General features: G+C 72.7%; 11 protein-coding genes. 2 read left to right on the top strand and 9 right to left on the bottom strand.

Translation table 11 applies throughout. The features are described from left to right. Positions 1–257: 257 nt before the first annotated feature. From hflX to miaA, 5 genes are all read right to left on the bottom strand, one after another. Positions 258–1,805, bottom strand: a complete 1,548-nt coding sequence (hflX, locus tag ABUW04_RS27780; RefSeq protein WP_030259149.1) for a GTPase HflX — start codon at positions 1,803–1,805, stop codon at positions 258–260. Positions 1,806–1,812: 7 nt separating this feature from the next. Beyond that, the gene (locus ABUW04_RS27775) at positions 1,813–4,182 is read right to left on the bottom strand and encodes a RelA/SpoT family protein (RefSeq protein ID WP_380567040.1); all 2,370 of its coding nucleotides are present in this window, start codon (positions 4,180–4,182) and stop codon (positions 1,813–1,815) included. 195 nt (positions 4,183–4,377) lie between these two features. Continuing rightward, a complete protein-coding gene (gene dapF / locus ABUW04_RS27770; RefSeq protein ID WP_380567332.1) occupies positions 4,378–5,292 on the bottom strand; it encodes a diaminopimelate epimerase in 915 nt (304 codons plus the stop codon). Positions 5,293–5,342: 50 nt separating this feature from the next. Then, positions 5,343–5,834, bottom strand: coding sequence for a hypothetical protein (locus tag ABUW04_RS27765; protein ID WP_084714893.1), 492 nt, complete (start codon positions 5,832–5,834; stop codon positions 5,343–5,345). Between the two features lie 286 nt (positions 5,835–6,120). After that, positions 6,121–7,050, bottom strand: coding sequence for a tRNA (adenosine(37)-N6)-dimethylallyltransferase MiaA (gene miaA, locus ABUW04_RS27760; protein WP_380567039.1), 930 nt, complete (start codon positions 7,048–7,050; stop codon positions 6,121–6,123). Between the two features lie 139 nt (positions 7,051–7,189). On the opposite strand from miaA, the gene ABUW04_RS27755 reads away from it, so the two are divergent. After that, positions 7,190–7,453, top strand: coding sequence for an antitoxin (locus ABUW04_RS27755; protein ID WP_380567038.1), 264 nt, complete (start codon positions 7,190–7,192; stop codon positions 7,451–7,453). Here the strand turns inward: ABUW04_RS27755 and ABUW04_RS27750 are convergent, their stop codons facing one another. Beyond that, positions 7,454–8,149, bottom strand: a complete 696-nt coding sequence (locus ABUW04_RS27750) for a class III extradiol dioxygenase subunit B-like domain-containing protein (protein ID WP_380567036.1) — start codon at positions 8,147–8,149, stop codon at positions 7,454–7,456. A gap of 33 nt (positions 8,150–8,182) precedes the next feature. After that, positions 8,183–9,670: a tRNA (N6-isopentenyl adenosine(37)-C2)-methylthiotransferase MiaB gene (gene miaB, locus ABUW04_RS27745; protein ID WP_380567033.1), complete on the bottom strand. Its 1,488-nt coding sequence runs from the start codon at positions 9,668–9,670 to the stop codon at positions 8,183–8,185. A gap of 101 nt (positions 9,671–9,771) precedes the next feature. Here miaB and ABUW04_RS27740 point away from each other — a divergent pair, with 101 nt between their 5' ends. Then, positions 9,772–10,806, top strand: a complete 1,035-nt coding sequence (locus ABUW04_RS27740) for a TAXI family TRAP transporter solute-binding subunit (RefSeq protein ID WP_380567031.1) — start codon at positions 9,772–9,774, stop codon at positions 10,804–10,806. 8 nt (positions 10,807–10,814) lie between these two features. Here the strand turns inward: ABUW04_RS27740 and ABUW04_RS27735 are convergent, their stop codons facing one another. Both ABUW04_RS27735 and ABUW04_RS27730 read right to left on the bottom strand, forming a co-directional pair. Beyond that, positions 10,815–11,660 (bottom strand): MerR family transcriptional regulator, encoded by an 846-nt coding sequence (locus ABUW04_RS27735; protein WP_380567029.1) that lies wholly within the window; start codon positions 11,658–11,660, stop codon positions 10,815–10,817. Between the two features lie 53 nt (positions 11,661–11,713). After that, positions 11,714–12,670, bottom strand: a complete 957-nt coding sequence (locus ABUW04_RS27730) for an alpha/beta fold hydrolase (RefSeq protein ID WP_380567027.1) — start codon at positions 12,668–12,670, stop codon at positions 11,714–11,716. Positions 12,671–12,838 lie beyond the last annotated feature (168 nt).

The raw sequence follows: 12,838 nt of genomic DNA, 5'->3' as shown, positions 1-12,838 counted from the left end.
GCAGGACGGTCGGCGGCACGGCCTCGGTTCCTCCTGGCTGGTCAGGGCGGTCCGCAGGGCCCGGCGCCGCCCCCGGAGGGACCGCTCCGCGCGCTGGGATGGGCACCCCCTCGGGTGACGCCCCTTTGGTCTAACGAGCCAGCACCCTCCCAATCACGCGCGATCTCAGCCACGATCGCGGATCCGCCCGGAAACGGCGACGGGCGGCCGCGCCCCGGGGGGGAACGGCCGCCCGTCGCAGGCCGGCTGAGACCGGGTCAGCTCGCCTGGGCAGCCAGGCTGTAGCGCTCCAGCTCGGCCGCCAGGTCCGGCAGCACCCGGGCCTTGAGCAGGGTGCCCTCGCCGGTGTGCTCCTCGGAGAGCACCTCGCCGTCCTGGTGCACCCGGGAGACCAGGTCGCCGCGGGTGTAGGGGACCAGGGTGGTGACCTCGACCGCGGGCCGCGGCAGCTCGTTCTCGATCAGCCGCAGCAGCTCCTCCATGCCCTCGCCGGTGCGGGCCGACACCACGATGGCGTGCGGCTCGCGACGCAGCAGTCGCGCCAGGACCTCGGGGTCCGCCGCGTCCGCCTTGTTGATCACGACGATCTCGGGCACGTTCTGGGCGTCCACCTCGACGATGACCTCGCGCACCGCGGCCAGCTGGGACTCCGGCTCCGGGTGCGAGCCGTCGACCACGTGCAGGATCAGGTCGGCGTCGCCGACCTCCTCCATGGTGGAGCGGAACGCCTCGACCAGGTGGTGCGGCAGGTGCCGGACGAATCCGACCGTGTCGGCCAGGGTGTAGATCCGGCCGCCCGGCGTCTCGGCCCGGCGGACCGTCGGGTCCAGGGTCGCGAACAGCGAGTTCTCCACCAGCACACCGGCCCCGGTGAGCCGGTTGAGCAGCGAGGACTTGCCCGCGTTGGTGTAGCCGGCGATGGCCACCGAGGGGACCTGGTTCCGGCGCCGCTCCTGCCGCTTGGTCTCGCGGCCCTTCTTCATGTCGGCGATCTCCCTGCGGAGCTTCGCCATCCGCTCGCGGATCCGTCGCCGGTCCGTCTCGATCTTGGTCTCGCCGGGACCGCGGGTGGCCATACCGCCACCGCCGCCGGCCGAGGAGCCGCCGCCACCACCCATCTGCCGGGAGAGCGAGGCGCCCCAGCCGCGCAGCCGCGGCAGCATGTACTGCATCTGCGCCAGCGAGACCTGGGCCTTGCCCTCACGGGACTTGGCGTGCTGCGCGAAGATGTCCAGGATCAGGGCGGTACGGTCGACCACCTTGACCTTGACCACGTCCTCCAGGTGGATCAGCTGGCCCGGGCTGAGCTCACCGTCACAGACCACGGTGTCGGCGCCGGTGGACTCGACGATCTCCCGCAGCTCACGGGCCTTGCCGGAACCGATGTAGGTGGCCGGGTCGGGCCGGTCGCGGCGCTGGATCACGCCGTCGAGGACCTCGGAACCGGCGGTCTCGGCGAGTGCGGCGAGCTCCGCCAGGGAGTTCTCCGCCTCCTCCACCGTGCCGTCGGTCCATACGCCGACCAGGACCACCCGCTCCAGGCGGAGCTGGCGGTACTCGACCTCGGTGACGTCCTGGAGCTCGGTGGAGAGCCCGGAGACCCGGCGCAGCGACGCACGGTCGCCGCGGTCGAACTGGTCGCCGTCGTAGTCGTTGCTGCGGCCTGCGCCGCCGAGGGCCTCGTCGAATCCCGCGAGGTCCTCGTCCATCAGTGCGTCCGCCCTACGGGTGGCCCGGTCCTGCAGAGGATTCTGCCGGGGGTCCTGCTGGGAGGCAGCGTCGCGGGTTTCGTACGTGGAGGTCATTGCATCCTTAGCGGAAGGGATCAGGTCCAGGAAGCGGGACAACCGCCTCCTCATCGAAGAACGTCCCAGCACTGCTGCGGATTCCCGACGACGACGATGGTCGCACGCCCTCTCCGGGGCCGTCACCCGGATTTGCCGTCTGCGGGACCGCCCGGTACACGTCGTAGACGCCGGCCACCCTGAGCATGGCCTTCATCAGCCCCGGCAGCAGCCCGGCGTCGGGAAGCGTGACCGTGTACCGGTGCCGGACCCGGAGCTCCTGCGGCGGTTCCACCGAGGCCGAGACGATGTCCGCGCCGACCGCGGAGATCGCGGCGGTGAGGTCGGCCAGCAGCCGCGGCCGGCCCAGCGCGTCGGCCTGGACGGTGACCATGTAGCCGACCGGTGCCGCGCCCTGCCCGCCGGCGTCCTGGGCCCAGGCGACCTCCACCGGCGTGCGCCCCCCGCCGGCCATGCCGCTGCCGGTGGGGCAGCCGCTGCGGTGCACCGCGATGCCGCCCTTGACGGCGAAGCCGAGCAGTTGGTCGGGCGGGACCGGGGTGCAGCACCGCGCCAGCCGCACCGCCGCACCCGGCCGCCCCGCGGCGATCACCAGGGCCCGGTCCCGCGGGTCGGGACCGGGGGCCGACGGGAGCTCGACGCCGAGCCGCTCCAGCGGCGCCCCGGCCTCCGACCCGTCCGGCTCGACCTGCGGTTGGGGATGCTCGGCGAGCCAGCGTTCGATGGCGATCCGGGCGGACGCCGTCCGCGCGTGGCCCAGCCACTCCGGGGAGGGGCCGCCCGGCTCCCCCGCCCCGACCGGGGCGTCCTCGGTCAGCACGTCCACGACGTCGCCGTCGTGCAGCTCGGTGGAGAGCGCGGCGAGCCTGCCGCCCAGCCGCACCCCGATACATCGGTGGCCGACCTCCTCGCCGAGTGCGTAGGCCGCGTCCACGCAGCTGGAGCCGACCGGCAGGTGCAGCGTCCGGCCGTCCTCGGTGACCACGGTGAGCTCTCCGTCGCCGGAGAGGTCGGCGGTGAGGGCGGACCAGAAGGTGTCCGCGTCCGGGGTCTCCCGCTGCCACTCCAGCAGCCGGCTGAGCCAGCCGGGCCGGGCCGGGTCGGTGCGGTCCAGCTCGTCCCTGCCGCCGGCCGCCTCCTCCGCGTGCGCCTCGTCCGCGCGGGCACCGGGGCTGCCCAGCGCGACCACCCCGAACTCGGCGACCTGGTGCATCCGCGCGGTGCGCACCAGGACCTCGACGACATCCTCGCCGGCCCCGCCGGGCGCGGTGGCGACGGCGGTGTGCAGCGACTGGTAGAGGTTGAACTTGGGCGCGGCGATGAAGTCCTTGAACTCCCCCGGCAGCGGTGACCAGCAGGTGTGCAGCTCACCGAGGACGGCGTAGCAGTCGGCGTTCTCCTCCACCACGACCAGGACCCGGGCGAAGTCGCAGGGCGCGAGCTCGCCGCGGCGCAGCCGGCTGCGGTGCACCGAGACGGCATGCCGGGGGCGTACCGACACCTCGGCCTGGATCCTGGCCTCGCGCAGCTGCCGCCGCAGCGCGCCGGCGAAGTCCGCCAGCGGGTCGAGCCCCTCCTGCTGGGCGGTCTCCCTGGCCGCGATCAGCGCCCGGGTCTCCGCGTACTCCTCGGGGTGCAGGGTGGCCAGGACGATGTCCTCCAGCTCGGTCTTGACGACCTGGATGCCGAGCCGCTCGGCCAGCGGGATCAGCACGTCCCTGGTGACCTTGGCGATCCTGATCCGGCTGGCCGGCTTCATGTGCCGGATGGTGCGCATGTTGTGCAGCCGGTCGGCCAGCTTGATGACCATCACCCGGACGTCCTCGCCGGTGGCCAGCAGCATCTTGCGGAAGGTCTCCGCCTCGGCGGCGGCGCCGAAGTCCACCTTCTCCAGCTTGGTGACGCCGTCGACCAGGTAGGCGACCTCCTGGCCGAAGCCCTCCCTGACCTGATCGAGCGTCACCGCGGTGTCCTCGACCGTGTCGTGGAGCAGCGAGGCGACCAGCGTCGTGGTCTCGGCGCCGAGTTGGGCCAGGATCATGGTGACCGCGAGCGGATGGGTGATGTACGGCTCGCCGCTCTTGCGGGTCTGCCCGCGGTGCGAGGCCTCGGCCAGCTGGTAGGCCCGGTCGAGCAGGGCGAAGTCCGCCTGCGGGTGCTGGGCCCGGTGCGCCCGTATCACCGGCTCCAGGGCGTCGGCGAACTGCGGCCGCCCGCCGCCGACGAGAAGCGCCGCGAAGCCGGCCCGGCCCAGCCCGGAACGCGCCCTGGCCCGACGCAGGCCACCGCTGCCCGCCTCGCCGCCCTGGTTCGGCGGAGAGACGGTTCTGCGACCGCCCAGGGGAACGGCTGGGAGATCACCGGCATCGACGTTCATGCACACCTCCGGCAGCGATCACCGGAGCGGCTCGGCACCCCGATGGTCCATGCTAGCGATTGCAACACGCGCAGCGATGCCGCGTGTTCCCAACGTCACCTTGATCACCCGTTCGGGGGATTTGAACCGGCGCGGAATTGGCAAGGTTCTAAGGTTGCCCGAAAACCGCCCCGGCGCAGGCCGGCTGAGGCCGGATCAGGACTCCAGCCAGTCGGCGGACAGCTCGCCCTCCGCGACGATCACCGCGGGACCGGTCATCTCGACGACGCCGTCCACCCGTTCGGTGATCACCAGCCGGCCGCCGGGGACGTCCACGGTGTAGGTGACCGGCTGCCCGGTCACCGCCGGGTCGGCGCCGTCCCTGCGTGCGGCGGCGACCATGACCGCGCAGGCGCCGGTGCCGCAGGAGCGGGTCTCCCCGGAGCCGCGCTCGTGCACCCGCATGGCGACGTGGCGCGGCCCGCGGTCCACCACGAACTCCACGTTGACACCGGTCGGGTAGGCCGAGGCGGGCTCGACGGACGGGGCCGCGTACAGGTTCCCGGCCTGCGCGAGGTCGTCCACGAAGGCCACCGCGTGCGGATTGCCCATGTTGACGTTGAGCGCGGGCCAGTCGTACTCCCCCACCGACACCGTGACGGACCCGGGCCCGGGCAGTTCGGCCCGTCCCATCCGCACGGTGACCTCGCCGGGCGCGCCGGGCCGGTCGGCCGCGACGTGGACCTGGCGTACGCCCGCACGGGTGGCCACCGCCAGATCGCCGCTCTTGGCCAGGCCGGCCAGTACAAGGTAGCGGGCGAAGACCCGGACGCCGTTGCCGCACATCTCGGCCACGCTGCCGTCGGAGTTGCGGTAGTCCATGAACCACTCCGCCTCGGCGGCCATCGGCAGCGCCTCGGGGTGGGCGGCCGAGCGCACCACCCGCAGCACCCCGTCCGCGCCGATCCCGGCCCGCCGGTCGCACAGCCGGGCGACCAGGGCGGGCGGCAGGTCGAGGACGCCGTCGGGGTCGGGCAGGATGACGAAGTCGTTCTCGGTCCCATGGCCCTTGAGGAATCTGGAGCCCTTGAGGAACCTGGGGCCGTTGACGACTCGCGGACTGTTCAAGATCTCGCTCACCCCTCCATCGTAGGGGGAGCCGCTCCGGGCCGGACTCCCGCTCAGGCGCCGATGCGGGCGACCCGCCACCAGCCCAGCGCCAGCGCCAGCGCCACCAGCGCGGCGTAGGCGAGCAGGGCGCGCCAGCCGGCCCGGCGCCCCGAACCCTGCCGGGGCAGTCCCGGCCAGGCGTATCCGGCCCGGCGGGCGGCCATGCCGCCCCATCCGGCCGAGGCGGTGGTCAGCAGCAGCCCGAGCATGCCCACGAACCGGCCGGCGTCCCCGGACTGGAAGGCCAGCGGAAAGGCGAAGAGCAGCGAGCCGAGGATGGCCAGGGCGGCGATGGGGATGATCTGCCAGAGTCGGAGCAGGCCCGCGGGACGCAGCTCCCGGCCTTCGAGCGCGGCCTCGGCGACGCTGTCAGCCGGCGGCAGCGGTGTCAGTTCCGACCGCGGCCGCTTGGAGAGGTCGATCAGCGCCGGGTGCGGCAGGGGCGGTCCGTCGATACCGAAGGGGTCGTCCGGAAGACGATGGGTTTCGGGGCCGGTATCCATCGACACGCGGCCTCCCTGGCGATTGGTGCCGGTGGTGATCCACGACGGCGGAATGTCTCCCTCAGAGCTCGATGATGGCACGTGGGCACCGGCCGACCATGCTCTCCAGGGCCGGATCGGTGATCCGTGGCCATGACGTGATCAGCCCGTAACCGCCAGCCCCCGCAAGGCTCCACGCGCACACCCGGATGTGCGCCGGGGGCGCGCGATCCGCCGCTTCCACGCCTCTGGGCAGCGACTCTTGCTGTGCGGCGGCTGTCAGCGGCCACCCGTCGGGCGCCCGGACTCAGCCCCCGGCCACCAGCTCCAGCGAACGGCGCAGCAGCTCCGAGCCGTCGGCCGCGTCCTCCGGGCCGAGCCAGTGCACCCGCGGGTCCCGGCGGAACCAGGACTCCTGCCGCCGGGCGAACCGCTTGGTGGCCCGCACGGTCTCCTCGCGCGCCTCCCGCTCGCCGCACTCCCCGTCCAGTTGGGCCAGTGCCTGCTGGTACCCGAGGGCCCTGGAGGCGGTACGGCCCTCGCGCAGCCCGGCCGCCGAGAGCTTCTCCACCTCGGCGACGAGTCCGGACTCCCACATCCGGTCGACCCGCAGGGCGATCCGCCGGTCCAGTTCCGGCCGCGGCACCAGCACGCCGATCTGCACCGCGTCGTAGACCGAGTCATGGCCCGGCAGATTGGCGGTGAAGGGCTTCCCGGTGATCTCCACGACCTCCAGGGCCCGGACGATGCGCCGCCCGTTGGAGGGCAGGATGGCCTGTGCCGCGGGCGGGTCCAACTCGGCCAGCCTGCGGTGCAGTTCGCCCGGTCCGACCAGGTCCAGCTGCTGCTCCAGCCGGGCCCGTACCAGCGGGTCGGTGCCCGGGAACTCGAGTTCGTCGATGGCGGCGCGGACGTACAGCCCCGAGCCGCCGACCAGTACCGGGGTACGCCCCTGGGCCAGCAGCGCGTCGATGGTCGCCCGCGCCATCCGCTGGTACTCGGCCACGCTGGCGGCGACCGTCACGTCCCAGACGTCCAGCAGGTGGTGCGGGACGCCCTGGCGCTCCTCGACGGTGAGCTTGGCGGTGCCGATGTCCATGCCCCGGTACAGCTGCATGGAGTCGGTGTTGACCACCTCGCCGCCGAGCTCCCTGGCCAGGGCCACGCCGAGGTCCGACTTGCCTGCGGCGGTGGCGCCGACGACGGCGATGACACGGGGTGCGCGGGGGTTGTTCACCCGACAAGTCTCCCAAACGCACGCATGCACCCGCTCCACAGCTGCACCGTGCGGTGATCGACAGTACGGTGTGCCTAAGTACGGGCGTTTTGTCCAGGTAATCGGCCAGGCCGCCCCGGCCCGCTACGCAGGAGCAATCATGGGTCTCTCGGACACTCTGAAAGGCGCGCTCGGTCAGGCCAAGGAGAAGGCCACCGAGTTCGCCGAGAAGCACAACTCGACCATCGACTCCGGCCTGGACAAGGTCGGCGAGATGGCCGACAAGGCCACCAAGGGCAAGTACAGCGACAAGATCACCACGGGCCGCGACAAGGCCAAGGAGGCCCTGGACAAGGTCCACCACGAGCCGGACACCACGGTCCAGGGCGAGACCGTGGAGCGCGAGGACCCGCCTGCGTCCTGATCAGGTCCAGGCGGCGACGAAGTAGCCGACGCCGTACGGAGCGTCCTCGTAGAGCAGCTCGGCGTCGAGCGAACCGGCCGCGGCACCCGCGAGCACCTGCCAGGGTGCCCGGCCGGAGGCCATCAGCTCGTACGCCAGCTCGTCGTCCAGGGTGGACAGCTCGCCGTCGGCGTCCGCCGTGGCCAGCCCGCGGGACACCACCGCGTCGAAGCCCTCGGCCCGGTCGTCCAGGTAGCCGGGGGCCTTCAGCGAGCGGCGGGCGCTGCCCTCGCCGACGACCAGCAGGCCCACCCGTCCGGCCGACTGCGCCAGCCTGACCCCGTTGGCGGCGCACAGGTCCGGTTCCAGGTAGTCGGGCACGGCCAGGCCGCGGGCCCGTCCGGCCCAGCCCGCGCGCTGCAGCAGCCAGGCCCCCACGGTGAGCGAGGCGGGCAGCGGCTCCGGGGCGCCGCCGTCGCCGAGCACCACCGAGACGTCGACCCCGTACGGCTGGAAGGAGCCGGTGCCGCCGTCGTCGAAGCTGCTGTGCTCGGCATCGGGACCGACCACCCAGACCACCTCGGGCTCCGCCGCGAGCACCGCGCCGAGCGCGGTGTCGCAGGCGGTGCGCAGTCCGTCCAGCTCGGGTGCGGCGCCCGAGGCGACCTCGGGGACCAACAGCGGCGGACAGGGGCAGACGGCGGCGGCGACCAGCATGGGTCCGACCCTACCGTCGTCCGGCCGTGCGGTTCAGCGGCAGCTCGGGGCCTCGGCCAGCGGCAGCGGTGCCGGGACGCCGACGGACGGCAGCCCCAGCATCACCCCGGCGGGCGCCGGCGGAGCCGCCTGCCGCCGCTCCCAGGCGTCACCCGCACGGGTGCGCCGCACGGACAGCGGCGCGCCCTCGGCCAGCAGGTGGTGCGGAGCGGCGTAGGTGATCTCCACCCCCACCATGTCCCCGGGCCGGACGCCCTCCTCGGGGCGGGTGAAGTGGACCAGGCGGCTGTCGGGGGCACGGCCGGAGAGCCGGTCGGTGTGCTGGTCCTTACGGCCCTCGCCCTCCGCGACCAGCACCTCCAGCACCTTGCCGACCTGCTTCTTGTTCTCCTCCCAGGAGATCTCCTCCTGGAGCGCGACCAGGCGCAGGTAGCGCTCCTGGACGACCTCCTTGGGGACCTGCCCCTCCATGTCGGCCGCGGGGGTGCCGGGCCGCTTGGAGTACTGGAAGGTGAACGCCTGCGCGAAGCGGGCCTCGCGGACCACGTGCATGGTCTGCTCGAAGTCCTCCTCGGTCTCGCCGGGGAAGCCCACGATGATGTCGGTGGAGATGGCCGCGTCGGGCATGGCCGCGCGCACCTTCTCGATGATCCCGAGGTAGCGCTCCTGCCGGTAGGAGCGCTTCATGGCCCGCAGCACGCTGTCCGAGCCGGACTGCAGTGGCATGTGCAGCTGGTGCATCACGTTCGGCGTCTCCGCCATGGCCGCGATCACGTCGTCGGTGAAGTCCTTGGGGTGCGGGGAGGTGAAGCGGACCCGCTCCAGCCCGTCGATCCCGCCGCAGGCGCGCAGCAGCTTGGAGAACGCCTGCCGGTCGCCGATGTCCTGCCCGTAGGCGTTGACGTTCTGCCCGAGCAGGGTGACCTCGACCACGCCCTCCGCGACCAGCGCCTCGACCTCGGCCAGGATGTCGCCGGTCCGGCGGTCCTTCTCCTTGCCGCGCAGCGCCGGGACGATGCAGAAGGTGCAGGTGTTGTTGCAGCCGACCGAGATCGACACCCAGGCGGCGTAGGCCGACTCGCGCCGGGTGGGCAGGGTGGAGGGGAACACCTCCAGCGACTCCAGGATCTCGACCTGGGCCTCCTCCTGGACCCGGGCGCGTTCCAGCAGCGCGGGCAGGTGGCCGATGTTGTGGGTGCCGAAGACCACGTCGACCCAGGGGGCGCGCTTGACGATGGTCTCCCGGTCCTTCTGCGCCAGGCAGCCGCCGACCGCGATCTGCATCCCCGGCCGGACCGCCTTGACCGACGCCAGCTGCCCCAGGTTGCCGTAGAGGTGGTTGTCGGCCTTCTCGCGCACCGCGCAGGTGTTGAACACCACGACGTCGGCGCTGTCGCCCGACGGCGCCTTGGCGTAGCCGGCGTCCTCGAGCAGGCCGGCCAGCCGCTCGGAGTCATGGACGTTCATCTGACATCCGTGCGTGCGGATCTCATAGGTCTTGGAAGCTTCTGCGGTACCCACGCCCACAAGGGTACGGGCAGGGCGGAGCGACCAGATCCCGAGCGGCTCCCGACCAGGTTCCGCGCTTCCCGAAGGGGGGTACGACTGGCAGGATCACCCGCATGGCGGATACCTGGCGGCTCCACGACCTCCTCTCCCGAGGGGTGCGCTCGCCCGCCGTCCGGGTGCTGACCGTCATGGCGGCGCTGGCCGCCGCCGCCCTCGGCTACTGGCTGGCGGCACCGCACGGGGTGGCCTACCCCAGGGGCGTGTACGGGATGGCGACCGGATCCAGCGGCGGCGTGTACGAGAAGTACGGCCAGCTACTGAAGCCCAATGTGGACCGGGACCTGCCCGGCGTGCGGCTGCGCCTGGACTCCTCGGCCGGCGGCCCCGACAACCTGGCCAGGATCGCGAGCGGACGGGACGACTTCGGCATCGCGACGGCCGACGCGGTGGCCCACTACACCGGTCCGAACGCCGGCGAGCTGCGGGCGATGGGACGGCTCTACGACGACTACGTCCAGCTGGTGGTACCGACGGACTCCAGCATCAGGAGCGTCTCCGACCTGCGCGGCAAGAAGGTGGCGATCGGCCAGGCGAACTCCGGGGTGGCGCTGATCGCCTCGCGGATCTTCCAGGTGTCCGGGCTGGATCCGGCCAAGGGGGACCTGACCACGGTGCCGCTGGGCATCGACGAGGCGCCGACCCAGCTCTCCCAGGGCCGGATCGACGCGTTCTTCTGGTCGGGCGGCATCCCCACCTCGGGGGTCGCCGATCTCACCGACAGCTTCCACGTCCGGCTGGTACCGCTGGGCGCCCTGGCCACCGCGCTGGACACGCTGGCCACCCAGGAGGACCCGAAGGCGCGGAACAGCCAGATCTACCGCAGCTCGACCATGCCGGCCAGCGCCTACCAGCACACCGATCCGGATGTCGCGGTCCCGACCATCGCCGTCGCCAACCTCATGGTGACCCGGGCCGACGTCCCGCTCGGGCTGGTCCAGCGGGTGACCGCCGCGGTCATCGACAGCAGGGACTCCATCGGGAAGCAGGTCCACTCCGCGCAGCTGGTGGACATCCGCTCGGCGATCTACACCGATCCGCTGCCGCTGGCGGAGGGCGCCCGCAGGTACTACGTGTCGGCCAAGCCCTGAGTCCGGTCCTACCCCTCGGTGTCAGGGCCGCCGCCGGCAGAGCCCCCGCGATCGGTGCTGCCGCCCAGTTCGTGCTGCACCATCTCGCGCAGCGGTCCGCTCACCGCGGCGTCCAGCAGCCGGGTGGCCTCCACCCGCATCGCCCTGGCCAGCTCGGCGTCGACCACCGACTGGGCCAGCGGCCGCAGCCGGCGCACCGTGCCGATCGCCTCGGCCGCCTCGGCGTCGCCCAGCTGGTGTCCCGCGTAGCGGACGAAGACGTGGACGGCGCTGAACTCGACGAAGCGGCGCGCGAGATGGTCGATGTCGCCGCGGAGCTCCTCCAGGTGGGCGACGATCGCGGGCAGCGGCACGCCCAGCTCGTGCAGTTCCACGGCGACGGCCAGCAGCCCCGGGCTGGGCACCAGGAACCGGTCCGCCTCGGCCGGGTCCACCAGTGGCGGTTCCGGTTCGAGCACCCCGAGCCGGACCGCGTCGGCTATCGCCTGCTGGTCCTCCACCCCGTGGAAGGAGGCCACCAGGGCCTCCCGGCTGATCCGCTCGGCGGCCTCGTCCGTCCAGGGCGCGGTGACCTCGGCGACCAGGCCGAGGACGCCGCCCAGGCCACGGCCGCTCTCCCAGGCGTCCAGGAGTTCCTTGATGCCGGCCAGGGTGTGCCCGCGGTCCAGCAGTTGGGCGATCAGCCGCAGCCGTTCCAGGTGCTCGTGCTGGTAGACGTTGGCGCGTCCGCGCCGGTCCGCCGGGGGGAGCAGGCCGCGGTCCTGGTAGGCGCGCACATTGCGGACGGTGGTTCCCGCCGCCCGGGCGAGGTCGTCGATCCGGTACTCCGCGCGCCGTTTGGGCACCGTCGTCACGTCGTGCTCCTCCACTCCCCCGGCCGGGCCCGGCCCAGACCTGCATCGGCCCGCTAGCGCGGAACCGAGCGTACCGCCGGTTTCGGCGGCCGTGTGGGCCAGGGGACGAGGCCGGAGCGCACTTCGTCGACGAAGTCGGCGATCAGTTCGGCCAGCTGGTCCGGCCGGGTCAGCGGGAGCCAGTGGCCCGCACGGACGGTGCGCCGACGGAGTACCGGAGCCCACTGTTCGAGATCGTCGTAGAGATGCGGCGACAGATAGGGATCACGCAGCGGGACGACCAACTGGACCGGGACGGTGGCGATCCGGTCCAGGCGCGGCCGCCGCGTCAGGGGGCGGACATTGGCCCGGTAGAGCCAGGTGCCGTTGGCCGCGTCCGCACCCAGGGTGTCCGAGGGGCGGTCGTCGGCCACCGGCAGCCGCTCCATGGCCCGGCGCAGGGCGGGCCAGCACCGCCCCAGCGGACCGCGCCAGAGCAGTTCGGGCAGCCGGGGCAGCTGGAACGCGTAGATGTACCAGGAGCGCATCCCCTGTCCGGCCGCCTGGACCAGGTGACGGAGGGTGGGGCGGCGCAGCCGGGCCCGCAGCCACAGGGCGAAGTGGTCCAGGCAGGGACCGGAGATACTGGTGAACGAGGCGAGGCCGCCGCACAGCCGGGGCGAGGTGGCGAACTCCCAGCCCTGGACCGAGCCCCAGTCGTGGCCGACCAGGTGGACCGGGCCGTACGGAGCCAGTGCGTCGAGGACCGCGAGGAAGTCGTCCTCCAGCCGTTCCAGCAGGTAGTTCTCGGCCCGTGGAGCTGGCGCGGTGGACCGTCCGGCACCGCGGACGTCGTAGGCGACGACGTGGTAGCGGTCCGCGAGCCGGCTCATCACCGGCTCCCAGACCCGCTTGCAGTCGGGGTAGCCGTGCAGGAAGACCAGCGTGGGCCTGGTGGCGTCGCCGGCCTCGACGACGTCCAGCTCCACCTCGCCCGAGGACACTCGGTGCCCGACGGCTCCGGGGATCATCGCCGCTCCCTTCCGCCGTGCGGTCGTCTGCCACGCGCCAATGTGCCAGTGGGTGATGGCGTGGTCAAGGACTGCGCCGGGCCAATTCGCTGTCTCGATATATGAGACGAATCTTCTCAACCAGAGAGACAGTGCCTAGAGTCCCGGACATCGGAAGTTCCACTGACG

Origin of the sequence: Streptacidiphilus jeojiensis, assembly GCF_042510965.1 — a bacterium.
GTDB lineage: Bacteria > Actinomycetota > Actinomycetes > Streptomycetales > Streptomycetaceae > Streptacidiphilus > Streptacidiphilus jeojiensis.
Note: the sequence above shows the minus strand (reverse complement) of the source record. Positions and strands in the feature narration are given on the sequence as shown.